Below are 24,599 nucleotides of genomic sequence, written 5' to 3'. Positions count from 1 at the left end.
CTTAGTAAATGAGAGAAAAGAGATTAATTCGTGATGTCTGAACGGCTATCTGCTGTCCGATTTACACGACTAAGATGAGTTGCTGAACCGCCGTTTTTAAAGATGAATGGGGTTGAAATGAAAAGTTAGGTGTTTAAGTTGATGGGATGTATGGATGAGCTGAAGGCTCTACCTTAATTAAAATCAGACTCTTAGTTTTCACTGACCATCCTGGCGAAGGCTGTAGCTAGCAGGATGAGAAAGTACCAGACCGACCCTGGGAGACGTCGGTCTGGGAGGGAATTTACAAGGATACTTAACTGGCTATTTCTTTGCCAAAAGCTGTTTTATTAACGTTTTCAATTCATCAATCTCTGCCTGTTGTCGATCTGACTTTTTCTCCTGTTGAATACTGTACAGGGTCAACTCTTCAATCTTCTCCAACAACGTAGCATCCATCTTTGCTACGTCAATACCCTGATTCACTACGTCCCTAGCCGAAGGAACGCCGGGTAAGTGCTTGTGGAGGCTAACGTAGTGCGCTACGTCGGCTAAAGGCTTCAGTCGATACGTATCAGCAAAGACGTAATCACTCCAATCACTGGCATTCTTAACCGCTACTTTCACTTTCTCGGTCAGAATTCCCTCCTCCACAAATAGCTTGTAGCCGGCTGGGGTGCGTGCTACGTTACTACCGATGATAACGGCATTATTCTGGGTACTCTGCAAAAATGAGCCGTTACGTTGCCACAGCGATTCACTTACGCCTTCGCGAGCAGACCCGTTTATACTGGCCATTACTACGTCGCCCTGCTCATTGACACTGAGAAACTTAGTCTGATTAAGGAACGTAGCGGGTGATAAATTAGTCAGGTTAGTAAACCGCAGCCCCGATTGATTGTCCGCGCCTTTCGTGATTTCTAGGCTGTTGTTGGGAGCCGAGTTGCCGATGCCCACTTTAGCGCCCGGCGCTCCCAGAACCATTGAATTGCTGGCCGTTACGATGGCATTGACGCCAATAGCCGTGGAATTATCGACGTTGCCACCACCGGTACGTGCCTGAAAACCAATGAAGGTGTTCTGATTCCCTGCCCCATTGCCTGCCAGACCGGCCGACCGGCCAATATAGGTGTTATTTTTACCAGTAGCATTGCCCGTTCCGGAGCCATCACCGATCAACACAAACTACCGCTGGTGGCTGCGGGCGTTCACGAAGGAAAAAACGAGATCACGGTACGTATCGGCTATTTCAAAGTTGGCATCAACCTGAAAACCGAAACGCCCACACCCGCCAGAATAAAGAAGAGTGTTGAGCAGGTGCTGAGCGATCCGTACTACCGAATTAACGTCCAACGACTTGGCGCTGAGTTTAAACAATATGACACCAACCGGCTGTGCGAACAATACATCGCCGAACTGCTCAATCAATCGACAAAGCCTTTAGCCGAAAAAAAGTCAACTGCCCTGATTTGATCCAGGCTTTTTAGCCATTTCTAGTTTCTCTTTTTAAACAACCAATCATGATGAATACAGTCAATCGTTTTTTATTAGTTGTAGGGCTGCTGAGTTTAACGGCCTGTACCAAAAATTCGGACGCACTTTCCCCAGATTCCGGTAAAATTCAGCCAGGCTTTGTCAAAGGACACGTTGTCGATACTCAAGGGCGCCCGTTAGCGGGAGCTACTATTAATGCCAATAGTGCTATCTGGTTCAATTAGAGCGTGGTAGGAACAACCGACGCGAATGGGAATTACAAAATCAGCATACCCAACGAACCCGGTATCGGCGCGTTTTACGTAAGGGGTTCGGTTAAAATGACCTTTGAAGGAAAGGTGTATAAGTTGCCACTATTTATCGAAGACGACGGAACATTCACGCCCGATGAAGGAGCTATCAAAAATTTACAACTCAAACTATGGGGTGAAAAAACTGGGAATTTCGGCGATGACGGACTATACGGCGGAACTGTTCGGGTAACAAATAGAACCCGCTTCAGCACGGGTGATATTGAATTCAAATTAGAACCCGTTGCGCTGATTGATGGAACAAAAGGCGAAACGCTCACCTTTCACACCGATTATTATTCGGCTCAGGGCGTCCCCATCGGAACGTATCGGGTTTCGGCCCGGCGAATTTCAACCAAACAGCCTTTATTCGTCCGCGTGTTGTATTCAAATCAGGAATTTACCGAATCGGTAACGACGACTTTCAAATCAAGCTACTACATCGATGATATCTATGAAATGGAAATCGAGGTAACTGACTGAATCCAGTTCTCAATACCTTTCTCGTTATTCATCATTTAATTTTCAAGGTGACGACTATGAAATTACCGATCGCCTTTTACGCTAGTTGCGCCGTTAAATGATGAAAGAATATGGTTGAGATGGTTGCGCTCGTTTTCAAACTTAGACTATTGTTGGCTGTTCAACCTAGAGCATTCCCACAGTTCTATTCATGTGTGGGAATGCTAAGCACTACGTTCGACAGCAGGGGGAGAAAGATACAAAGTCAGTAACTTGCTTCACTGCCAGCCGCCACCCAGCACCCGATACAAATCGGTAATCGTTAAAAACTGTTGCTGTTTAGTATTGATAAGTGCTAATTCGGCTTCCAGTACGCTACGTTGTGCGGTAATGACTTCGAGGTAGGACGCATAACCATTGGAAAACAGATCATTCGACGTAGTGACAGCCTCTTCGAGTACATCGACTTCCTGCGCCTGCAAATCTGCTACGTTCCGGTAATTTTCTACACCGCGCAGATTGGTCGTTACTTCACTAAAACCGGTTAGGATGGTCTGACGATAGCGATAGAGTGATTCTCTCGCCTGTGCCTCCGATTGTCGATAGTTTCCTTTCAGAAAGCGTCGGTTGATCACAGGCGCCGAAAGGCCGCCCAAAAGTCCAGCAGCAATGGATGCCGGATTAAATAACACCGCCGTTCGGAAAGCATTCAGACCGACATAGGCATTCAGATTCAGACTAGGCAGGAATTCCGCTCTTGCTACGTCTATATCCACATTGGCAGCCTGTAAGTTAAGTTCAGCCTGCCGGATGTCAGGCCTACGAACCAACATCTGCGTCGGAAGACCCGCCAATACCTGACCGGGCAATTCGCGTTCCTGCAACGATTTTCCGCGGGAAACGGGTTGAGGATAACGGCCTAGCAAACGATTCAACTGGTTTTCAGCTTCAACAATTTGCTGGCGAACGCGCCCCTGTCGACTTCGGGTATTCAAAAGCTGGGCCGAGAACTGCTGAACAGCCAGCTCAGTAACGCGACCAGCCTGTTTCTGAATACGGACTAACTCAAGCGCATTTTGTTGGAGATCGATGTTTTTCTGAAGAATTTCCAGTTCACCATCCAAAGCGAGCAACGAATAATAGTAGCGAGCCACTTCAGCAACCAGCGCCGTAACAACTGCGTGACGCCCTTTTTCGGAAGCCAGCAAGCGTAGGTAAGCCGCTTTTTTCCGGTTGCGGAGTTTTCCCCAGATATCCACTTCCCACGTACTGCGGGCACCTAAAAAATAGTCGGGCGTAGGGTTTGGAATTCTATCGTTACCCCGAATATTTTCGGACAAATTCGTATCGAAATTGCCTACACCATTCATTGTATAATTCCCATAGCGATCTACCCCCGCCGATGCCACAGCGTTGACCTGCGGAGCCAAAAAACCACGGCTGTATTCAAACGCGCCCCGTGCGGCTTCAATACGTTGGGTCGCGATACGTAGGTCCAGATTTCCTGCCAGTGCCGTGTCGATGAGCTGAACCAGATTTGGATCGGCGAAGAAGTTTCGCCAATTCTGACTGGCGATACCGACAGAATCTCTTTGGCCTGCAAACGTAACGGGTATCGGTTTAGCGGCCGGTTGGGTCATAGTTTTCGGCAATTGGCAACCACTCAGCAAGCCTGTAAAAACGAGAAAGAAGATAGCCGAATACTTTACCCCCACCCCCCTGAAGGGGGCTAAATTAATTGTGCGAGAAGTCCCCTTCTGGGGCGGTCCGACGGGTCGGTTGGGGGTGTTAACTGATTTATGAGTGAATAACGGTGCCATTGACGTGTGGTTGATTGGATATATTGGCTACGTGCGCATCGGCTTTGGGTGAATGATGGTCTGAAAACTCATCATCGTCAGTCGGCTGATTGGAGCCAAACCGCTGGGCGATTTTGGCGAAGAATACGTACAGACCGGGTACAATGATCAGCCCAAACAACGTACCGGTAAACATACCCCCAGCCGCAGCCGTACCGATAGACCGGTTGCCCAATTCACCCGCGCCCGACGCCATACACAGCGGAATTAGTCCGGCGATGAAAGCAAAAGAAGTCATCAAAATCGGACGTAGTCGGGAGACGGCTCCTTCTATAGCGGCATCGACAATGGGTAAGCCTTCTTTCTGGCGTTGATTCGCGAATTCGACAATCAGAATAGCATTTTTACCCAGCAACCCGATCAGCATTACCAGGGCGACCTGCGCGTAAATATTATTTTGCAAACCCATCAGTTGCAGGAAAGCAAACGACCCAAAAATCCCGGTGGGCAGCGATAACAGTACCGATAGTGGCAGGAACACACTCTCGTACTGCGCCATCAGCAGGATGTACACGAACACCAGACAGATCGCGAAAATGTACAGCGCCTGATCGCCAGACATAACCTCCTCCCGCGACATACCCGACCATTCGAAACCGTAGCCTTTGGGCAGTTCTTTAGCCGCCACTTCCTCGATAGCCCGAATAGCGTCGCCACTACTGTAGCCGGGTGCGGCATCCCCGTTGATCATCGCCGAGGTATACATGTTGTAGCGGGTAAGCTGCTCAGGACCGTAGACGCGTTCCAGCCGGACGAAGTTTGAATAAGGGACCATTTCGCCCTGATCGTTCTTCACGCGCATGTTCAATACGTCCTCGGGTTTAGTACGGTAGATGGGCGCGGCCTGCACCATCACCTTGTACATCTGCCCAAACCGGATGAAGTTCGACGCGTAAAAACTGCCCATCATGGTTTGCAGTGTACTCATAGCATTGTCGATGGACACGCCTTTTTGAGACGCTTTCTCCTGATCGACGTGTAGCATGTACTGCGGGAAGCTGGCATCGAAGCTGGTGAAGGCATCGCCGATTTCCGGGCGTTTTTTCAGAGCCGCGATAAAATTCTGCGCTGCTTTGGCCGTTTGCGTCAAGTCGCCACTACGTCCCCGGTCGAGCAATCGCAATTCAAATCCACTCGAATTACCGAAACCCGGAACGGTAGGTGGTGGAAAGAATTGAATCGTAGCATCGGTGATGTCTTTGGTTTTTTCTTCCAACGTAGCAATCAACTCCGCCACCGAAATTTTGCGTTCATCCCAATGCTTGAGGTTAATCATCCCCATTCCGTACGAAGCACCGGCCCCATCGGTCAGCAAGCTATAGCCCGCCAGCGTCGAAACGTTCTCTACGGATTCTTGCTGAGATGCCACCTTTTCGATAGCGTCCAGCACTTTTTCGGTTCGATCCACGGTAGCGCCAACGGGAGTCGTTACGTTCACGTAAATCATTCCCTGATCTTCGGTCGGGATGAAGCCGCCGGGCAGAATAGTACTGACGCCCCAGGTACCCAGAATGAACAGTAATAACAGTCCCCACGTAACGGTACTTCGGTTTACAATCCGACGTAGCAGGCCTTGGTATTTTCTTGCCAGTGCTTCGTAACCCTGATTGAATCGAGCGAAAAATCGGCCCAGTAATCCGGTTTTCTCACCGTGCACAGGTCGAAGCAGAATCGCGCACAAAGCGGGCGTCAGCGTAAGTGCATTGATACCGGAAATCACAATGGCAATAGCTAGCGTAAGTGAGAACTGCCGATAAAAAATACCCACCGGTCCCGACAAAAACGCTACCGGCACAAACACGGCAGACATCACCAACGTAATGGCGACAATCGCCCCGGCAATCTCGCCCATAGCCGCGAACGTAGCAGCTCGTGGCGACAAATGCCCCGATGCTCTGGGTTCTTCCATCTTGGCGTGAACGGCCTCCACCACCACAATGGCGTTATCGACCACAATCCCGATGGCCAGCACCAACGCAAACAGGGTTAACAGATTGATTGAGAACCCAATAGAACTCATAAAAGCGAACGTACCGACCAGCGCTACCGGCACAGCCAAGGCGCAAATCAGCGTCGAACGCCAGTCTTGCAGGAAGAGGAATACAATGATGAACACCAGCACAAAAGCTTCTATCAGCGTACGCACCACTTCGTGAATTGACGCGTCCAGGAAGCGCGATACGTCGTAAGCATAGTTGTAGGTCATCCCCGACGGAAACGAGGTTTCTTTCAATTCCGCCATACGCGTTTTAACGGCTGCAATGACGTCGCTGGCGTTTGAACCGGGACGCTGTTTGAGCATGATAGACGCCGACGGTTTACCATCGTTTTTGGAAAGAATTCCGTAATTCTGAGAGCCGAATTCAACGTCAGCAATATCTTTCAGACGTAGCAGCGAACCATCCGGATTGGTCCGTAAGATGAGATTTTCGTACTGAGCCGGCTCAAAGAATTTACCGGTATAACGTAGTACGTATTGCAGCGTTTGGGGGGCAGTATCGGCGCTTTCACCGGCTTTTCCGGGAGCGGCTTCTACGTTCTGCTTCCGAATTCCGGCCACCACTTCGTCGGGCGAAATGTCGTAGGCGGTCATGCGGTCGGGTTTGAGCCACACGCGCATGGAATAATCGCGGCTACCCATAATGGCAGCAAAACCGACTCCGTCAATACGTTTGAGCTCGGCCAGTACGTTGATGTCGGCAAAGTTGTAGATGAACTTCTCATCAACCTTGGGATCGTCACTTACGATGTTGAGGTACAGCAACATACTGTTTACTTCTTTCTCGGTCACCACACCCGCTTTGATGACTTCTTCCGGCAATTCATCCAATACAGTCGTTACGCGGTTTTGTACGTTGACAGCTGCCAGATCGGGGTCGGTGCCTACTTTGAAGAAAACCGTAATTAACGTAGAGCCATCGTTACCAGAAATGGACGTCATGTACGTCATGTCTGGCACGCCGTTGATGGCCCGTTCGAGCGGAGTCGCTACGGCCTTCACGCACACATCGGCGCTGGCACCCGTATAGCGTGTGGTTACCGTTACCGAAGGCGGCACGATTTCGGGAAACTGCGTAACGGGCAGGCCGAACAGAGCCAGCAGACCCAACAAGACAATCAGGACGGAGATGGCCGTAGATAGTAAGGGCCTTTTTATGAAGGTATTGAACATAAGCAGTTGAGTACTGTGATTACTGAGCCGACGCGTAGAGCGCTTGTAAATTCTTAGTAGGCAGCGATTTAGGAACGATGGTCATGCCATCGCGGAGGCTCTGAATGCCTTCGTATACAATTCGGTCGCCGGGTTGGAGACCCGATTGGACGATGTACAATTGATCGACGCGGCTGCGCGGTACAAAACTCCGGGCCTTCACTTTATTCTGAGCATCGACTACATAAACGAAGTTTTTATCCTGCACTTCGAAAACCGCTTTCTGAGGCACTAGTACAGCGTCATCTACGTCGGTTTCCACGCGAACTTTACCCGTAGCGCCATGTCGCAATATTCGTTTTGGATTGGGGAAGGTGGCCCGGAACGCAATCGTACCGGAATTGTCTTCAAATATGGTTTCGGTCGTTTCGATTTTGCCTTTATAGGGATACGGGGAATCGTCGGCTAAGAGCAGATCGACCTCGCGAACCGTAGTTTTTTCGGGATCGCGCCGTTTTTTGATAAAGGCGAGGTATTCCTTTTCCGATACGTTGAAGTACGCGTACATCTGCCGGATGTCGGAGATGGATGTCAACAGGGCGCCTTCTTCAATTAAGCTACCCCGTTTAAACGGTAATCGGTTGATAACGCCATCGAAGGGAGCGCGGATGCTGGTTAGTGATACGTGAAATTGCGCCTTGTTTAAAGCCGCTTTCGCGCCGTTGATGGCCGAGCGGGCAGTGGCCATTTTTGATTTAGCCAACTTTAGTTCAGAGGGAGAAATGACGTTTTTATTCACCAGCAATTTTACCCGATCCAGCTCGACTTCAGCCGATTGTTCTTCGGCAACAGCACTTTCTAAAGCCGATTGTACCCGGTCAACTTCTACCTTATACTCGGTGAGATTGAGCTGAAACAGTAGCTGACCTTTATGAACCGGCTGGCCTTCATCCACCAGAATTTTATCTAAATAACCAGCAACCCGGGCGCGGATTTCTACGTTTTGTACGGCTTCCAGATTGCTGGCATAGTCATGATCCAACGTCGCATCCTGACGAGTCAACTGAATGACCGGAAGCGTGATGACCTGCTCCTGTTTTTTCTCCTGATGATCGGAGCAGGCCGTCAATAAAGAACTTAGTAAGAGAGCCACTATGCCCGGATAGTATCGCATAAAGAAGTATAGATCTGCTGTAATTGAGACAATTAACAATCACTGATCGGGTTAGCGGTAGCCTACCTGATCCTGTTGCAAGAAGGTCTAGGCGATTAAAAGGAGGCTTAAAAAGTGCTTAGAATTTGCTTAGAACGTCTACTATCTGATTGACTTTGCCGACAGTAGCAGGGTATACGCTGAGCAAAAATGAATAGTGTAACGTATTGAAATTGATATAATTCCATTAAGCATCAATATCAATTTCTGCTTTCAAGAAGCCTCTAATAGACTTTAGCGGTGTAGCCGTTTTATCAAGACCACGAACCCGCCACATTGGCTTCGCTTGAATACATATAGACCCTCAAAATCCTTAATAAATCAGGCATCGTCTTAGCTGGCCAAAGGTTTTGCGAGTTTTGACTAAAGGAAAGGGTATTTCGACTAAATCTGTTTTGACGGACGTACAGAGCTTTGCACAAACAAAAAACAGAGCCATGAAAGCAATCAGAATTCATGAATTTGGCGGACCGGAGGTCATGAAGTTAGAAGACGTAGAACGACCCACTCCCGCAAATGATGAGTTATTAGTCAAGGTTTATGCATCTAGTGTAAATCCTGCCGACTACATCATTCGACAGGGCGGAAATGACTTATTGAGACCCTTCTTAAAACTACCGTTAGGATTGGGTTTAGACGTTTCGGGTGTCGTCGAGGAAGTGGGTAGCGAGGTAACTGATTTCAAACCAGGCGATAAAGTGTATGGCGTCCCCAACTTTCCCGGCGATGGTAGTTACGCCGAATACGTTGCGGCCAAGGCAAGCCAGTTTGCTTTAATGCCCAAAAACAGTAGTTTTAATGAAGCGGGGGCCATTCCTTCGTGCGCGTTGATTGCCTGGAATGGCATTGTGGATTTGGGTCAGATACAGCCCGGCCATCGCGTTTTGATTCACGGAGCCGCTGGCGGTGTTGGTACGTTGGCCGTGCAATTCGCCAAAGCCAAGGGCGCCTATGTGATCGGAACGGCGTCGGACTACAATACTGATTTTTTAACGCAACTGGGTTGTAATGAGGTGATTGATTATAAGCATCAACGATTTGATGAACTCCTGAAAGACATAGATCTTGTGTTTAATGCCTCCCCCGTTCGGGATAACAACACGCGATTAAAATCAGCCGCTGTGTTGAACCAAGGTGGCCTCTATGTGTGTACGCAGTTGGATAGCCCTTTTAGTGATGAGTTTCTGAATGCGCTGGCCCAAAAGCAGGCCACGGGCGTCTTTGTGGGCGGTGGTGGACTGGGTTATACAGCATCCCTCAGCGGCACTACGCAACTGATTGAAGAAGGCAAGGTAAAAGCGATTATAAGTAAGGTGTATCCATTGGAAAAAGTGGCAGACGCTCATCGGGAAAGCGCAACCAACCATGTGCGGGGTAAACTGGTATTAGAAATCAGAAAGGAAAAGTAATGTCTGTAAAGCGTTTCAAAACGATAAGCGAATTTCATCAGTTCAGGGACTTGCCCAAGCCGGAACACCCCTTGATCAGCGTGTTTCAGGTTCAGTCCGTTGAACGCCTGACCATTCATGAGCCAATGAGCTGGGTCTATGATTTCTACTGCGTTGGCCTAAAACGAGTGGTTAATTCCAGAAAGGTCAAACTAAAATATGGGCAGCAGGAGTATGATTTCGAAGATGGAATTATGTCGTTTGTCGCGCCGAATCAGGTGTTAAGTCTTTCCATCGATACCGACAAAGGACTAACCCAGTCAGGATGGCTACTGCTGATCCATCCTGATTTCTTATGGAATTCCTCCTTAGCGAAAACCATTAAGCAGTACGATTTCTGGGATTATTCGGTCCATGAAGCGTTGTTTCTGTCCGAAAAAGAAGAGAAAACGCTCATTACCATCCTTCAAAGTATTCAGCAGGAGTGCCAGTCTAATATTGACAAGTTCAGTAAGCGGATTATCCTTTCACACCTTGAGACATTTCTCAACTATGCGGATCGCTTTTATCATCGGCAATTCCTTACCCGCGAAAAATCGGCTCATCTAATACTAGAGCGTATGGAACAGGTTTTGACGGATTATTTCAACAGCGACGATCTGCTGTCAAAAGGCTTACCGACGGTGCAATTCCTGGCCGACTCCTTACACCTGTCACCCAAGTATTTAAGCAGTCTGCTTAAAGTGCTTACCGGGCAAACCACTCAGCAACACATTCACGAGAAACTGATTGAGAAAGCGAAAGAAAAGCTGTCTACCACCGATCTGTCCATTAGTGAAGTGGCTTATGGATTGGGTTTTGAACATCTGCAATCATTTAGTAAACTGTTCAAAACCAAAACGAACCTATCTCCGCTGGCATTCAGGCAGTCGTTTAATTAAACACCAGCAGATTCAGGCATAAAAAACCGCTACCCGAGATCAAGCTCCGGTAGCGGTCTGGTGGGCATGTTCAACCTTGAAAAAAGTAATTTATTTACTGCTGGCTGCCGTATCGGGGGCTGCAATTTTGGCTAGATCCTTATTATCAGGAAATAACGAAAGTCCTTTCTGAAGCCACTCGTTTCGGGCATTTTCATCTTTAGTGACTAGTTCGTGGTAGGAAATCAGGTACTTAAAGGCAATAACTAGATCGTTTTTGTAGCGATTTCGCTCCTCTGGTTTATCGGATACCATGCTGATGAACTGCTCAAAATACGGTTTCGCTTTGCCATTGCGCACGGCCTCTTCGGGCGTATAGGCGTAGTAATTTGCTTTGGCCCGATATAATATAGTCGGTGCATAATCGGGAGAAGCTTTTTGAGCCAGGGCCAAGGCTGAGTCGGCTTTGGCGAAACGAAGCGTATCGCGAACTAATTTACCCAGGCTATCGCGTTGAAAACCAAGTGTGTAGTTACTCATCCCGTATCGGAATAAATCCTGCACATCGGCTTTGAAGCCATGTTTAGCCGCCGAATTGAGAGCTGCCACTGCTTCGGGATGTTTCTTGGCACGGTAATAATATTTGGCGATATCGCTGTACAGATTATCCGTCGTATCGAATGGCGCGGCTTTCGTCAGATACGTTACGCCAATCGAATCACTAATCGCTTTGAGCGAATCGCTGCCTGCATTTTCGATACCTAAATAGGCATTACCCAAGTACTTATAATCGTCGGGCATGGCTTTGTCGGGCGCTCTTTCCAGGAACATAGTGATATTCTGTATAGCTTCCTTCGGCTGTTTCAGCGACGAATACGCCCACCCTTCGATGCGGTAAACGATTGGATTCTGCGCCAGGGCGGTTCGATTGCTATCAATCAGATTAACAGTACGTTGATAGTCTTTAGCCAGGAAATGAAACTGAGCCTGACGTAGCAGCGTTTCCTGCCGTTTATCCTTCGATACGTTCACGTACCGATCAATGTAATTGGCAGCCTCCTTATAGCGATTGACCAGAAAATACAGTTCAGCCAGTTGGTTATAAGCGGGGGCATAGTTCGCATCGGCTTCAATCGCTTTTTTATAATTTTCGACGGCCAAATTAAGATTGCGTCCCTGCCAGTAGATGTCGCCGATACGTTGGTACACGCGCGATGGATTCATACCTAATTCAATCGCATTTTCGTAGCGCGTCACAGCCGTACCCGCGTTACTGCTCAGGTAATAGGCATCGCCAAGTGCCAGTTGGATGGCTGCGCTTTTCTTATCTCGTTCGGCAGCCCGATTCAGGTAATCGATGGCTTTGGCGGCATCTACCGCTTTCGGATAAATTGGCTTAATCGAACCGTTACCGGGTGTTAAATAACCCGTGTACGCTTCGCCAATTCGATACAGGATTTCCGCGTTTTTGCCTTTGCTTTTATCGACAACCTCTTCGAGTTTGGGATTCGCATTGGCCATATCGCTTTTCACGAGGTACGTAATGGCTGCTCCCGTCTGATTCAACGGAACGCGCTTTTCATCCATTGAGATGCCTTTGTCAAACCAAACTCGAGCCGAGTCTGGTTTACCGGCGCGTAAGTAGCCGTAACCGGCGTCGAAATACGTTTGTATGGATGGATTTTGCTGAGCGTTTCGAGTCAGTAATACGTTGGCTTCATCGAAACGCCCCAGATTCATCAGGGTAGTTGCATCGGGAGCCGGGGTTTGCGCCAACGTAGCGCTTGCCAGACCCGAAAGCAATAAATAGGTTAGATGCGTTTTCATGCTTGCTTCGGTTTAGTGCCCACCGGTTATCCGGGGAAGCATCAGCAAGCTACTATTCAGATCTAAGAGGGGGCTTAAATACTGCTTAGAATTGGCTTAGAAAGCATTTCTACCTCCATACCCCTAAATCCCCTGAAGGGTACTTTCATCACTTGTAGACAAAGTACCCTTCAGGGGATTCAGGCTTAGTACACAGATTTCTTATTTACTTTCTGGTTGTCAGAACAACTTCTCCATCTGGATACTGTATATCGGCATTGTTTTCTGCTGTAATAAAAATTTGGTCAGGTTTATCAATCGACGTAGCACTTAGCGTTCCTTTCAACCCCTTACCTTTTGGCATCAACTGCCCTAGTTTTTTTGCGGAGTTATTGTTGGATTCCATCCAGACCAGATACGTGTTTTTGGCCGAACTAAGGTTTTTGGGCTCGGCCAGATTCATCACCGTTACGTTCGTAACGTAGTTCTTATTCTTATCTTTTTTTACGCTGACCGTTCCGGAAGCGGCCGGAACAATTGTAGACGTAACAAAAGTCATTTTGGGTGTACAGGCGTTCAGTCCAATACCTAAAAATATGGCCGTAGCCACACTATATATCGTTTTCATAATCGTTGAGTTTTATCAAATTGGCATTCTTACCCAGCCACCTGCTCGGCCTGGAAACCCGCTTTCCGAACGGCCTGTTCTACTAAGTCGGCAATGCGATTGTCGGTCGTTTGCACGGTTAGCAACTTGTCGGCAGATTCTGTATTTATATTCCAGCCGTCGACCTGTTCAATGTCATTCAGCGGCAACGTAACAGCCGCGACATCCTCACTGGTTTTGATGTTTGTTTTGAAGTTTAGTGTTTCCATAGTTCTTCAATCTGTTTATTGATTAACTAAAAGAACCAGAAACTGTCCCGCAATTGAAACTCAATAGAGCCCAAATACGTGTCTTTCGTAAAAACCGATGCCCGATACGTTCCCGCTTTTACGGCAGCGTCTGGCGTAATACTAAACGAAATTCGCTGTGGGTTTCGGGCGAAATTCACAGTCTGCTCGGCATGGATGGGAATAACCTCGTTGATATTGGGTAACGTAACGGTCGTGTTGCGAATGGCGGGCATCATGGGCTCCTGTTGTTGATTGGTTAAGCTTAAATAAAGCTCCTGCTTACCCTCCAGATTAAGGGATGTTGGTACGTTCAGCGATACCGTGAGCGTGTTTGCTTTTTTTGCCTTAGCCGTCACTTTATTGTTCGGTTTAAAAACGTCTACTCGAAACGCATCACCCGTAATGGTAGAACGAGGCACCATCGTTAATAGGCGTTCGTCCATGACTTTCTGAGTCTGTTCCAGCTCATTTTTCTGCCTAGTCAATAAAGCAACCGACTGGTTCTGCCAATTCAATTTATCGTGCATGGCCACCAGTTGATTTTCCAGACTATCGCGAATAACCAGTAGCTGACTAAGGCTATCGGCCAGGTTTTGAATGGTACGTGTCTGTTTGGTTTTGGATTGACGCAAGCCCATCATCATACGGCTATTTTGGGCTAATTGTTCGTGCAGTTTTTTGTTACGTCTATCCAGAAAGTCGTTGTCGTCAGCGGTCGTTTCCAGTTGTCTTTGCAGATCACGGTTATCTCCCTCGAGCAGAAATTTGACTGATAACAAGGAATCCGCCCGTTGATCAGCCTGATCATAGAGATGCGTTAACGTCTGATTATTGTTCCAGTAAATACCTCCGAATAAGCACAGGCCAATCAGAGTCGCCAGTATCCAGGCTAAATTTATTTGGTTGCGTGTCGCAGTTTCCATAAACGTTGGTTTGTTACACGTGAAGGAATGCGACAAAGCTGATACTGAGACGTTACAGAAGTCTTAAAGACTCCTTAGAATTTGCTTAGATCGTTCCTCCCGCTAAATCAACCCATGGCAATTTGCGTTACGTATAAAAAGAAATATTTCTAATGCAGCTTCCCAAATTGACCCGGTATGCACGTGTGCTCGCCTGGCTCGACCAGTACGTCATTCGCCGGTTGTATACCGATCGTGTCCGTAAAATTATCTTACAAAGTCTTCCATTTTGGATTGCGTCTTTATTGGTTGGACTCACAGCGGTTGGTTACGAAGAACTGTTTGCATGGGCTGAACATCTGAGCTTTACCTGGCTAAGTAAGCAGCCGTTGCTGGCTTTTCTGCTGACGCCAGTAGCTTTCGTATCCGCCTGGTTAGCAGTAAGGCTGTTGGCACCGGCAGCGCGTGGAAGCGGCATTCCGCAGGTGATGGCCGGCATCGAACTGTCGGCGCCTACCACCCATGGCCATACAGCTTATTTACTCAGTTTGCGCGTTGCCCTTGTTAAAATATTGAGCAGTGTTGTTCTGTTAATGGGCGGAGGAGTGATTGGTCGGGAAGGTCCAACGATTCAGATTTCAGCCGCAATTTTTCGGGCTATTAATCGATTACAACCCTCTGGCTGGCCGCAGTTGTCTCGCCAAATTGCGCTGGTGACGGGCGGTGCTGCCGGGCTAGCGGCTGCGTTCAATACGCCACTGGGTGGTATTGTTTTCGTGGTTGAAGAACTCACCCAAACCCACATCACCCGATTTCGAACGGCGGTTTTTACGGCGGTGATCATTGCGGGTATGACCGCTCAGGCTATTCAGGGGCCTTATCTGTATCTGGGCTTTCCGAAAGTGATTGCATCGACCGGCTGGGTGCTGGGTATTGTGGTGTTAGTAGCCATTTTTTGCGGACTGGCGGGCGCCGTTTTAGCCAAAACACTATTGTGGCTCAATGCCTACCGTCGGCGGTTTCGCACTTGGTCGGAGCAGATTGGCTGGGTGGCCGGATGCGGTGTATTACTGGCTGGACTGGCTTTCTGGATCGGTACGGATGCCATGGGAACCGGGAAGCCGATTATCAATCGACTTTTGTTCCAAAACGATCATCAAACGGCCTGGTATCTATTTCCAGTGCGATTTGCCGGAATGGCGCTCAGTTACAGCAGCGGAGCCGCCGGGGGTATTTTCGCTACGTCCCTCAGCGCCGGTGCAATCCTCGGCGATTTGATTTCACGACTTACCAACGTAGCTCCGAGCGATACGAACCTGATTATTCTGGTGAGTATGGTCAGTTTTCTGACGGGTGTGGTACGTTCACCTTTCACAGCGGCCATTCTTGTGCTGGAAATGACGGACAGGCACTCGGCTATATTTCAGTTATTGCTGGGTGGACTTATGGCACAGGGGGCAGCATCCTTAATTGACCCTGTTTCGTTTTATGAGCACCTTAAAACCGGTTTCGCTCGTGAAGCGATGACCCAATCAAAACTCGTCGTAAAAGATCAACTTGCAAATCCAGAGCAGATAAGCTGACCAACGGCCGATGTATCGCTGTAATACGTCGGGAATCCGCTCGTATTCGGAAAATTTCCCGACCCCATACGGCCAGCGAAAAATGTCGGATTGAAAGGTGGCTGCAAATTCGGACAGAGAGCAAAAAATAAAATTACTGACTCTTGTTCAGTCAGTTACTCATCTATTAGATTCTGATTATTTTATTAAACTTGGAATATCTACTAACCAGACGATAAGTAACGTCGCCAGAAATACAATGCCCATAAAAATCAGGAGCCAATCCGGATTTTTGGGTGGTTCTTCGCCAAACAATTTTTTATTGTGGTTTCGGGTCTGCTTCGAAACTGGGCTGGGCGGAAAAAAAGGCGTGTAAAGTAAAGGGTCAGTACGTTCGGACATAAGTTTGTTACGTTAGTAGGCTAATCGTTAGGCGGGTGATACGTTCAAAGATGTCACCCGTTACTTAGGATTCGCTGATAAACTCCTTAGAATCTGCTTAGAAGACAGGTACTATCGAGGAAGCTCGATAGCGAAAATGGTCGGTTGGCCAGCTGCTGACGTAACGCTAATTAGTCCGCCGTGCAGCCGAATGATCCGCTCAACCAAGGATAATCCCACACCATATCCCTGTATGTTAGCCGTCTGACGACTTCGGTAGAAAGGCTCAAAAATATACGGCAGGTCTGCCTGCGAAATCGGCTTGCCTGTATTCTGAATCCGTATATGTACTACGTTCTGATCAAAATTGATGTGTACCAGCGCCTGTCCATTGTCCGAAAATTTACAGGCATTTTCCGTGAGGTTTTTCAGGGCGGTTTCCAGCAACGTTTTGTTACCCTGCACGGTCAGTTGGTCGGGTTCGTCGGGCAATTCGCCTAACATGACTTTTACTTCATATTGCGGGTTCATAGCCATCACCTGCTGGCGAATATCCCAAACGATCTCATCCATACGTACCGCATCGGTCAACAGGCTGCTGGCGCCATCCTGATTCACTTTTGAGAGTTGCAGGAGTTCATGGGTGAGTGTGGTTAAGTCGCTCACATCATCCAGTACCGAGCGTATCGTCTGGCGATAAGCTTCAGGATCACGCTGGTTTAACAAACTGACTTCCAGCTGCGAGCTAATCTGCGTAAGTGGATTTTTTAGTTCGTGCGATACGTTGGCAACGAACATACGCTGCAACCGAAACGACTCGGCCACCCGATCCAGCAATCGATTGATCGTTGCCGACAGTCGGCTGATTTCATCCGCTTCCTGAGTAACCCGTAAACGCTCATCCTGATTATTCGGAAAGATATCGTTTACAATTTGGTCAATCTGTTGCATCGGACGTAACGCATCGCCCGCAAAAAAGTAACCCGAAAAGGCCGTGATGCCCACAATCAGGAATAAAAGCCCGGCTAATGACCAGAGCAGTCTCCTTAAAAATTCGTCTCCATACGTATTTTCGGCGCTGGCAATCACAACGAGTTGACCCGAAGCGGTCATAAACCGAATACCCGACAGATAAAAGCCATCCTGTTGAAAATCTTTTCGTTTGTTTGCCCGAATACTGGCAATGACTGATTCGGGAATGTCCAGTATAAGTGACTCATTCGTATTCAGGAGTACTACGTTCTTGTTATCGTAAACAATAACTTTCTGGTTCGGTAACTGGTCTTTTCGAATCTGGCTTAGTTGCTGAACCAGTCGGGCGTCCAGCCGATGCCGGACCAGCATATCGCCGACCGTGGTCGCTTTGCGGTCAAGTCGGCGATAAAAATCAGAAGAGATAAAATACCAGCAGAAAGCATATATGCTCACAAACGCTAACAGTAAAATACTGGATACCAAGCCTGTGAAGCGTATGGTCAATCGTTTGCGAATGGTCATAGGGAGGTACCACTTTATTCTTCTTTGAACATATACCCCATTCCGAACTGCGTGTGAATCAGTTTTTTGGGAAAATCCCGGTCGATTTTTTTGCGGAGGTAATTGATATACACCTCTACTACGTTAGTACCAGTATCGAAGTTTAGATCCCAGACGTGTTCGGCAATTTCCGGCTTCGACAAAACACGTCCCTGATTTCGCATCAGAAACTCCAGTAGCGCAAACTCGCGGGCTGTCAGTTCAATCAGCTTACCGTCGCGCATTACGGTTTTGGCATCAAGGTTCATTTCAATGCCTCCATAGCGCAATGTCTGGGCCGTCATGGTTACCTGCGTACCCCGTTTTGTGAGCGACCGAACCCGCGCCAGTAACTCGGCAAACTGAAACGGCTTGGTCAGGTATTGATCAGCCCCAGCGTCGAAACCCGAAATTTTATCCTCCGTTTCGCCCAACGCCGTCAGCATCAAAATGGGTGTAGTTAGCCCTTCGGCCCGCAATTGCCGACAGAGTTCATAGCCGTTTAACCCCGGCAAAATGAGGTCGGTAATGATGGCGGCATAATTATTTTTCAACGCCAGCCGCCGGGCAATCAGTCCATCATAGGCAATATCTACCTCGAACTGGCTTTCTTCCAGCCCCTGCTGAATGGCTTGCAGCGTTTTGGCCTCATCTTCAACTACTAAAAGCTTCATAGCATTAGGAAAAGGGTTGGTGTTTCAAAGCCAGCGATTACCATTATCGGCTGATAATCTGTGACAACAGACTGAAAACTATTTAGATAAACGGGTTTCTAGCGATGGTGTTCTAAGTAAACCTTAAGTTCTCTTTAAGGTCTATTCGGCCGCAACACCCACACCACTCATGCGATGCAGTAATGTTTCTACGTCCTGTTGGCGAGCCAGCCGATAGCGGGCGAAGGATTGACCAGCCCCAACTTTCACGGTGTACGCCCAGTTTGGTAATTGCCGAAACATATCTTCATCGGTGGTATCATCGCCAATGCTGACAATGAAATCATACGATTTCTGCTCCAAAATGGTGAGGGCTACGGTTCCTTTGCTATGCTGAGCCGCTTTCACTTCCACTACTTTATTGCCCTGAATCACGGATAACGGGATGGAAAATGATGTTCCCCGAAGTCGATTCGCCAGATCTGCCGCTTGTCCTTCAATGTCCTCAAAATCAGCCATTCGGTAGTGCCAGACAAGTGCTGTTTCCTTTTCCTCGATAAAAGAACCTGCGAAGCTTTCTGTATATGGCGCCATTGTCGACCGAACCTCCGTCAGCCAATCATCCGTCGATAAATCGAGTCGTTTCCAGGGTTGATCCGGTTTTTTCAGAAAAGCACCGTGTTCGGCCACTAAATGAACCGGAATATCCGCGAATGTTTTTTCGAGAAACGCCCTATTTCGGCCACTAATGACCACTACGTCACTGCTTTCGGCCAGGTTCTGCAACGTATTTTTCAGCGATTCAGATGGGCTGGCATCCGCCGGATTATTCACTATTGGAGCCAACGTACCGTCGAAATCCAGCAACAATAAACGCTGATGCGCTTCTTCGAACGTGTTGACGAACGGCTGAACCGGCAAGTCTGTTTCCAGTTCAGATTGATGATTTATTACGTCGTTAAAGGCCGCCAGAAAATCATGGCTCCAGCGAAATACGGTATGGTTTTGCAGGTGTTTCCGCATACGTAGCATTCGACGTTCCTGTTCCGATTCTGGCATTTCCAGACCCTTCTGGATAGCTTTTCCTACTTCCTGCGTATCGGTTGGATTAATAATCAGCGCATCCTGTAACTCCTGAGCAGCTCCAGCTAATTCACTCAGAATCAATACACCTTTATGATCGTGTCGGCTAGCCACAAACTCTTTGCAGACCAGATTCATGCCATCGCGAATCGGTGTGATAAGCGCAATATCGCAGGCCGTATACAACGCCAATAATTCAGTGAAGGTTAATGAATTGTACGAGTACACAATTGGTCGCCAGCCAATCGTACCAAACCGCCCGTTGATACGTCCGACGGTTTCTTCAATCTCGCGTTTAAGTTCCTGATACTGACCAATTTTATCACGCGACGGCACAACCGTCATCACAAAAGCCACTTTATCATGCCACTCTGGATGGTGGGTCAAAAACCATTCAAAACCACGAAGTCGGTAAATAATTCCCTTCGTATAATCGAGCCGGTCCACCGAAAAAATAATGCGGTTATGGCGAAGCAGCTGCTGGTAGTGAAGGCGTGTCTGAAGTACGTCGGGTTCCTTCCCACTTTCGTTAAACTTGTGAAAATCAACGCTAATTGGAAAATCTTTTACAACTACAGACCGGTCTGATAATACGATTCGGGAATCAATTATGGGCAGTTCCAACACTTCGGAAACGCACTGCCGGAAATGCTGTACGTAGTCCATTGTATGGAAACCAACCACATCGGCGCCAATTATTCCCTTGATCAGCATATGGCGCCAGGTACGGGGCAGTAATTTCACAATCTCATACGTAGGAAACGGAATGTGAAAAAAGTATCCAATGGTGGCATCGGGTACCGCCTGACGAACCATATCAGGCAAAAGCATCAACTGAAAATCGTGAATCCAGACTAAATCACCCGGTTCAATTAGGGTAGTCAGTTCTTCCAGAAATCGCGTATTGGCCTGCTGATAACATTGAAAATCAGACTCCTTAAACGACGCATAGGAAGGAAAATAATGGAACAAAGGCCAGATTAAGTCATTACTGAAGCCGTAGTAGAATCCCGTATGGACGTCATCGTCTATATAAACCGGGTGTGCTACAAACGTATCATTTTCGAGCATTTCCGGATTGGCTTGTTGCAGCGACGTATCGCCATAGCCTACCCAATGTATTTTGGTTGCCAAATTGCCCTGCTTTTGGCCCATTTGCTCCGCCATTGATAGAACCGCAGAAACCAGGCCACCCGAATTTTGTCGTAATTCAGTACCTTCATCGGTTTGTTGAATCGTAAAGGGCAACCGGTAAGAAACAATCAGTAATCGCTTAAACGTGGATTTATAAGTTTGCATGCAGTGTCGCGTTTCTGAACGCTCAGTGTACTACGGCAAAGTACGTTTCGGGGCTTAGAGGGTGCTTAAACAAATCTTAGAAAGTGCTTAGAGAAACGTAGCATCTTAGGGTTTGAGACTCTCAAATATCCCATAAAATACTACGTCCCTGGGCGTACCATTTTCTTTGTTTTGCTACGTAGTGGCTTTGTAAACCACGATAGATGTCGGTTGTAAACGTAACGTAGCGGTATCTGATAAATCATCGGGAGACAAACCCGGCCCATCCCAAATCGGATCAGCCGAATCGAGTAATTTTTGCCAGTTTTTGCCAAGAGAAGGCAACGTAACAGTCTGTTTCTCACGGGAGAAATTCATCAGACACAGTACGTGGTTCGTCTTGTAGGAACGATGCAGAAGCAGGGTTGACTCGCCTTCCTGATAAAAAACCTGTGCCTGATTCGGATTCAAATGATATAACGCCGGCTGCTCGCGACGTAGCGCCGTAAGCGACTGATAATATTGGTATAAGGTTCGATTCGGAAGCTCGTCCAGCATTTCCCACGGCAAAACCGTTACTGGCTGACTTTCCGTGTCAACCAGTAACGACGATTCCTGATCAGCCCCAACGGGGATAGGATCACTGTGGATCAGCCGCTGAAACGGATTCGTAACGCCCCATTCTTCACCCATAAACAGCGTAGGAATGCAGGGGCTCACCATAATTGAACCCGCTATCAATTTTACGAACTCACTGTCGAATTGCTGATCGGATTCCGGCTGTTGATACGTTTGCAGCACCATAACAAAATCTTCGTTGGCGGATGCATCGAACTCGCGGTCAAATAGCTCCTGAAGAATTCCCGAAAACGTACTGTCGCATAAACAGTCCTTTCGGTACTGCTTCGTTGTATGTCGATTATGGTTAAAATCCATGTAATACGTATTGCATTGGTTATTTGCTTTTTTTGCCCCGTTCGAAACAAGGGTTAAATCTTGTTCAGCGAGCAGATAATGTTGACGGCCCGTGTGCGCGGTCAGCGTATTGGTATGCTCCCGAATGTCGCTCAGTAACTGGTCAGCATCAGATAACGTATAGATATTTTCGAGACGTAGTGCATCGACATGAAAATCGCGAAACCACATCAGCGCATTCTCAACCAGATATTGTCGATAAGCATCCCTGGAAACAGCAGAGGTCGTTTCAATTTTCGACTTCCGGGCTGGCCGTTTCTGGGTAGAGTAGCCATCCGGCTCGTTGAGTGCATGGTTGGGCTGATCAATCTGTTTATACGAAAGATCCAGAATAACGGCTAATCCTTCGAAATGGCAGGCATTGACCAATTGCTGCAATTGACCAGGGCCGCCGTACGAAGCCTGTACGGCAAACAAAAAAGCAGCATCCTGCTTTCGATTATCCCCACTCGGGAAGTCTGAAACTGGCCGAATTAGAATTGCATTGACGCCAAGTTTTTTTATGTGATTCAGCTTACGGATAATGGCTTTGAGCGTGCCATCTTCTGTAAACGTATGTATGTCAATCTCATACACAATGTATTCATCAATCGGTGGATTGACCCAGCTTGAATCTTCCCAGTAAAAACTAGTTGAATTAAAGGCTTGGGAAGGCCCATATACACCTTCAGGCTGTAACAGCGAGGCTGGGTCAGCCCATTCTTTTTCATGATCAATCACAAAAGAATATGTATCACCCGGCTTTAGTTGATCAGTAATTAGCCGCCAGTAACCACTTGAGATTTTTGTTAAGGGAATAAACCGTGAGTGATTATTGATTGACAGGGCAACCTCTTGGGCCTGAGGCATCCATAATACAACAGTTGCCTGAAGATCGGCCGTAAAGGTTACGCCGAGTTCTCGTCTATCTATGGCTAATTGGCTCATTATATAAAGGCCACTACCGCCATTTTTTCCAATCGACAATCCGCATTCACGGATCAAAACTCGTTGTTGTACCGCCTTGAAACATGCCTGAATCAGAGAAAAGGCATTAATGCAATGACAATAGAAATGGCTAGTAGTGTTTCGTTAGTTGAGTAATGATTGGACAATAAGCTGCAGTTTAGGATTGATATCAACCAAACTACGCTCCATTCCCTTAGAATGAGCTTAAACAAAGCTTAGAAAGTACTTAGAACAAACCGATTACAGCAGTTACAAGTCAAGCGATCAGGACTTTATCAGATCGTTCTTTTAACGAATGTCTGTTGTCAATAGCTGAATAATCCCTCCAAATATTTCTACTTTAAGAAGGGTAAGGCTCTAAATAACCCTTAAAGCAGCAACCGGGGGAATAGCCTCAAGGAGCTTTAAGATTCCACTTAGAATTATCACTGTTAAAATCAAATTCTGCCAGACTCGGTGTGCTGTCACCCGAAGAGATCAGTACAACCTTTTTTCCTGAGTTCGGTACCAGCTTTGGCATGATTCTATAGGTGCCATCTGTTAATTGATCGATACGCCACAGCTGTTCGGGTGTGCCCGTAAAGGTTGGTACGGTGATGACTTCGGCATCGGCAGTAGCCGCTAAGGCCCGATCGGTTCCTGCCAAGACAATTTTATAATAGGGCCCTCCTAAATAACCGGTTGTATCAGGCGCATCGGTAATCGTCCATTGCTGATGGGGGCGGGACAGGTAATCTCCTATTCTCAAGTTGATGGTACCGGTTGGCCAGTTTTTCATTACGTCGGCTAGTTGCTGAGGTGGAACAGGCTTTATCGGGTCGTTATTAGGCTGGCCAAATCCCCGTGGTCCAACGGCCATTCTCGTAAAATCAACCGCCAACTCTAAGCTATAGCCTCGTCTTACAGATTCAATTTCATACGTACCTTCTTTAAACTTTTCGCCGGCAACCGGCCAGCCATCCTTCCAAACCACCGGAAGTATGCCCAATACACTTCGGCCGCCCTGCTCTAAATCGGCTTCATAATGGATAGACATTTTTTCAACACCTTTCTCTAAAACAATATGACCGAAATGACCGGGACCGATTAATCCTCCACGGGTAGCCACCACTAGTTTCCCTCCTCCTTCCAACATGCTTCTACCTACATTATCAAGGTAAGGTCCTGTTATTTTTTTTGAACGACCTACTACCACATTGTAGGTCGAGTTGGCGCCATCGCAACAACTACCATGCGTAGCCAGCAGGTAATACCAACCCTCTCGGTAAACCAACGTACTGGCTTCACAGACGATAGCGACATCCACAGGTTTATTTCCTGGCTTGAGTTTTCCTGTTTTTGGGTCTAATTCTATCAGGCGAGTGAATCCAAAATAAGTACCGTAGGTTAGCCAAAGCCGTCCGGTAGTGGGATCTAGCATCACACCGGGATCAATGGCATCGTTCTCTTCATAGCCATCTGAGGTTGCTACGACAATCGGTTCTGAGTATTTAAAATCAGGCGACTTCGGATCCAATGTCTTGTTCCACATAGTCAGAATGGCACCTTTGTGGTTGGGTGAACCACCGGTTGCTCCATAGATGACCAGGTATCGATCCCCAAGTTTTATGACATCAGGAGCTGCTCCTCCACCCGGTCTCACTCCGCCACCATGCCATGTCCAGCCATCTTCAGAAATTAGTCCGCCACCACCTGTGCCGAACGTATAGTACTTGCCGTTACATTCAGCGACGGTTGACGGATCATGGATAAATGGCCTTCCAACCTGTGCTAGGGTGGTCTGTGTTACCAATAAGGCGCATAAGGGTGCCAGTATGGATAGGTTTATTCTTTTCATGTACTA

The 24,599-nt window shown here is 47.7% G+C and carries 20 protein-coding genes; 6 read left to right on the top strand and 14 right to left on the bottom strand.

Going from position 1 to position 24,599, the window contains the following annotated elements; translation table 11 throughout:
* Positions 1 to 303: 303 nt before the first annotated feature.
* Positions 304 to 1,161: a hypothetical protein gene (locus ACYVF1_RS30645; protein ID WP_461086245.1), complete on the bottom strand. Its 858-nt coding sequence runs from the start codon at positions 1,159 to 1,161 to the stop codon at positions 304 to 306.
* A gap of 12 nt (positions 1,162 to 1,173) precedes the next feature.
* Here ACYVF1_RS30645 and ACYVF1_RS30640 point away from each other — a divergent pair, with 12 nt between their 5' ends.
* From ACYVF1_RS30640 to ACYVF1_RS30630, 3 genes are read left to right on the top strand one after another with little or no spacing between them, the layout of a single operon-like run.
* Entirely contained in the window at positions 1,174 to 1,452 is a 279-nt protein-coding gene (locus ACYVF1_RS30640; protein ID WP_461086244.1) for a hypothetical protein, read from the top strand.
* Between the two features lie 47 nt (positions 1,453 to 1,499).
* Positions 1,500 to 1,697 carry a hypothetical protein gene (locus tag ACYVF1_RS30635; protein WP_461086242.1) on the top strand — a complete coding sequence of 66 codons (198 nt, stop codon included), beginning with the start codon at positions 1,500 to 1,502 and terminating at the stop codon, positions 1,695 to 1,697.
* Positions 1,698 to 1,700: 3 nt separating this feature from the next.
* Positions 1,701 to 2,246: a hypothetical protein gene (locus ACYVF1_RS30630; RefSeq protein WP_461086240.1), complete on the top strand. Its 546-nt coding sequence runs from the start codon at positions 1,701 to 1,703 to the stop codon at positions 2,244 to 2,246.
* Positions 2,247 to 2,503: 257 nt separating this feature from the next.
* Here ACYVF1_RS30630 and ACYVF1_RS30625 read toward each other — a convergent pair whose 3' ends face one another.
* The 3 genes from ACYVF1_RS30625 to ACYVF1_RS30615 are packed head-to-tail and all read right to left on the bottom strand — an operon-like array spanning position 2,504 to position 8,409.
* Positions 2,504 to 4,045 (bottom strand): TolC family protein, encoded by a 1,542-nt coding sequence (locus ACYVF1_RS30625; protein WP_461086238.1) that lies wholly within the window; start codon positions 4,043 to 4,045, stop codon positions 2,504 to 2,506.
* Positions 4,023 to 7,256, bottom strand: coding sequence for an efflux RND transporter permease subunit (locus tag ACYVF1_RS30620; RefSeq protein WP_461086236.1), 3,234 nt, complete (start codon positions 7,254 to 7,256; stop codon positions 4,023 to 4,025). Before ACYVF1_RS30620 ends, ACYVF1_RS30625 begins: the two co-directional genes overlap by 23 nt.
* A gap of 19 nt (positions 7,257 to 7,275) precedes the next feature.
* Positions 7,276 to 8,409: an efflux RND transporter periplasmic adaptor subunit gene (locus tag ACYVF1_RS30615; protein ID WP_461086234.1), complete on the bottom strand. Its 1,134-nt coding sequence runs from the start codon at positions 8,407 to 8,409 to the stop codon at positions 7,276 to 7,278.
* Between the two features lie 476 nt (positions 8,410 to 8,885).
* Between ACYVF1_RS30615 and ACYVF1_RS30610 the strand changes: the two genes are divergently transcribed.
* Both ACYVF1_RS30610 and ACYVF1_RS30605 read left to right on the top strand, forming a co-directional pair.
* A complete protein-coding gene (locus ACYVF1_RS30610) occupies positions 8,886 to 9,857 on the top strand; it encodes an NADP-dependent oxidoreductase (RefSeq protein WP_461086232.1) in 972 nt (323 codons plus the stop codon).
* Positions 9,857 to 10,777 (top strand): helix-turn-helix domain-containing protein, encoded by a 921-nt coding sequence (locus ACYVF1_RS30605; protein ID WP_461086230.1) that lies wholly within the window; start codon positions 9,857 to 9,859, stop codon positions 10,775 to 10,777. The genes ACYVF1_RS30610 and ACYVF1_RS30605 overlap by 1 nt, the downstream gene beginning before the upstream one ends.
* 90 nt (positions 10,778 to 10,867) lie before the next feature.
* On the opposite strand, the gene ACYVF1_RS30600 is transcribed toward ACYVF1_RS30605, so the two are convergent.
* The 4 genes from ACYVF1_RS30600 to ACYVF1_RS30585 form a co-directional block, all read right to left on the bottom strand.
* Positions 10,868 to 12,583, bottom strand: a complete 1,716-nt coding sequence (locus ACYVF1_RS30600; protein WP_461086228.1) for a tetratricopeptide repeat protein — start codon at positions 12,581 to 12,583, stop codon at positions 10,868 to 10,870.
* Between the two features lie 205 nt (positions 12,584 to 12,788).
* On the bottom strand, positions 12,789 to 13,190 hold the full coding sequence (locus ACYVF1_RS30595; RefSeq protein ID WP_461086226.1) for a hypothetical protein: 402 nt from the start codon (positions 13,188 to 13,190) through the stop codon (positions 12,789 to 12,791).
* A gap of 29 nt (positions 13,191 to 13,219) precedes the next feature.
* On the bottom strand, positions 13,220 to 13,438 hold the full coding sequence (locus ACYVF1_RS30590) for a copper chaperone (RefSeq protein WP_461086224.1): 219 nt from the start codon (positions 13,436 to 13,438) through the stop codon (positions 13,220 to 13,222).
* A 26-nt stretch (positions 13,439 to 13,464) separates the two neighbouring features.
* Positions 13,465 to 14,382, bottom strand: coding sequence for a hypothetical protein (locus ACYVF1_RS30585; RefSeq protein WP_461086222.1), 918 nt, complete (start codon positions 14,380 to 14,382; stop codon positions 13,465 to 13,467).
* Positions 14,383 to 14,534: 152 nt separating this feature from the next.
* On the opposite strand from ACYVF1_RS30585, the gene ACYVF1_RS30580 reads away from it, so the two are divergent.
* Positions 14,535 to 15,944, top strand: a complete 1,410-nt coding sequence (locus ACYVF1_RS30580; protein WP_461086220.1) for a chloride channel protein — start codon at positions 14,535 to 14,537, stop codon at positions 15,942 to 15,944.
* 177 nt (positions 15,945 to 16,121) lie between these two features.
* Here ACYVF1_RS30580 and ACYVF1_RS30575 read toward each other — a convergent pair whose 3' ends face one another.
* From ACYVF1_RS30575 to ACYVF1_RS30550, 6 genes are all read right to left on the bottom strand, one after another.
* Entirely contained in the window at positions 16,122 to 16,325 is a 204-nt protein-coding gene (locus tag ACYVF1_RS30575; protein WP_461086218.1) for a hypothetical protein, read from the bottom strand.
* Between the two features lie 111 nt (positions 16,326 to 16,436).
* Complete coding sequence (locus ACYVF1_RS30570) at positions 16,437 to 17,801, bottom strand: sensor histidine kinase (protein WP_461086216.1); 1,365 nt, start codon at positions 17,799 to 17,801, stop codon at positions 16,437 to 16,439.
* Between the two features lie 14 nt (positions 17,802 to 17,815).
* A complete protein-coding gene (locus ACYVF1_RS30565) occupies positions 17,816 to 18,493 on the bottom strand; it encodes a response regulator transcription factor (protein ID WP_461086214.1) in 678 nt (225 codons plus the stop codon).
* A 141-nt stretch (positions 18,494 to 18,634) separates the two neighbouring features.
* Positions 18,635 to 20,854, bottom strand: coding sequence for a bifunctional alpha,alpha-trehalose-phosphate synthase (UDP-forming)/trehalose-phosphatase (locus tag ACYVF1_RS30560; RefSeq protein ID WP_461086212.1), 2,220 nt, complete (start codon positions 20,852 to 20,854; stop codon positions 18,635 to 18,637).
* A gap of 174 nt (positions 20,855 to 21,028) precedes the next feature.
* The gene (locus tag ACYVF1_RS30555; RefSeq protein ID WP_461086210.1) at positions 21,029 to 22,657 is read right to left on the bottom strand and encodes an alpha-amylase family glycosyl hydrolase; all 1,629 of its coding nucleotides are present in this window, start codon (positions 22,655 to 22,657) and stop codon (positions 21,029 to 21,031) included.
* A 493-nt stretch (positions 22,658 to 23,150) separates the two neighbouring features.
* The gene (locus ACYVF1_RS30550; RefSeq protein WP_461086208.1) at positions 23,151 to 24,593 is read right to left on the bottom strand and encodes a family 43 glycosylhydrolase; all 1,443 of its coding nucleotides are present in this window, start codon (positions 24,591 to 24,593) and stop codon (positions 23,151 to 23,153) included.
* Between the last annotated feature and the right edge of the window lie 6 nt (positions 24,594 to 24,599).

The organism is Spirosoma flavus (assembly GCF_054778555.1).
The sequence above is the reverse complement of the archived record's forward strand: the minus strand, read 5'-3'. Positions and strand labels throughout refer to the sequence as shown.

Coding starts and splice junctions, on each gene's coding strand:
- ACYVF1_RS30580 (WP_461086220.1), top strand. CDS start 14,535: ATGCAGCTTCCCAAATTGACCCGGTATGCACGTGTGCTCGCCTGGCTC.
- ACYVF1_RS30615 (WP_461086234.1), bottom strand. CDS start 8,409: ATGCGATACTATCCGGGCATAGTGGCTCTCTTACTAAGTTCTTTATTG.
- ACYVF1_RS30550 (WP_461086208.1), bottom strand. CDS start 24,593: ATGAAAAGAATAAACCTATCCATACTGGCACCCTTATGCGCCTTATTG.
- ACYVF1_RS30620 (WP_461086236.1), bottom strand. CDS start 7,256: ATGTTCAATACCTTCATAAAAAGGCCCTTACTATCTACGGCCATCTCC.
- ACYVF1_RS30610 (WP_461086232.1), top strand. CDS start 8,886: ATGAAAGCAATCAGAATTCATGAATTTGGCGGACCGGAGGTCATGAAG.
- ACYVF1_RS30595 (WP_461086226.1), bottom strand. CDS start 13,190: ATGAAAACGATATATAGTGTGGCTACGGCCATATTTTTAGGTATTGGA.
- ACYVF1_RS30570 (WP_461086216.1), bottom strand. CDS start 17,801: ATGACCATTCGCAAACGATTGACCATACGCTTCACAGGCTTGGTATCC.
- ACYVF1_RS30605 (WP_461086230.1), top strand. CDS start 9,857: ATGTCTGTAAAGCGTTTCAAAACGATAAGCGAATTTCATCAGTTCAGG.
- ACYVF1_RS30625 (WP_461086238.1), bottom strand. CDS start 4,045: ATGGCACCGTTATTCACTCATAAATCAGTTAACACCCCCAACCGACCC.
- ACYVF1_RS30560 (WP_461086212.1), bottom strand. CDS start 20,854: ATGCAAACTTATAAATCCACGTTTAAGCGATTACTGATTGTTTCTTAC.
- ACYVF1_RS30565 (WP_461086214.1), bottom strand. CDS start 18,493: ATGAAGCTTTTAGTAGTTGAAGATGAGGCCAAAACGCTGCAAGCCATT.
- ACYVF1_RS30575 (WP_461086218.1), bottom strand. CDS start 16,325: ATGTCCGAACGTACTGACCCTTTACTTTACACGCCTTTTTTTCCGCCC.
- ACYVF1_RS30590 (WP_461086224.1), bottom strand. CDS start 13,438: ATGGAAACACTAAACTTCAAAACAAACATCAAAACCAGTGAGGATGTC.
- ACYVF1_RS30555 (WP_461086210.1), bottom strand. CDS start 22,657: ATGCCTCAGGCCCAAGAGGTTGCCCTGTCAATCAATAATCACTCACGG.
- ACYVF1_RS30635 (WP_461086242.1), top strand. CDS start 1,500: ATGATGAATACAGTCAATCGTTTTTTATTAGTTGTAGGGCTGCTGAGT.
- ACYVF1_RS30585 (WP_461086222.1), bottom strand. CDS start 14,382: ATGGAAACTGCGACACGCAACCAAATAAATTTAGCCTGGATACTGGCG.
- ACYVF1_RS30600 (WP_461086228.1), bottom strand. CDS start 12,583: ATGAAAACGCATCTAACCTATTTATTGCTTTCGGGTCTGGCAAGCGCT.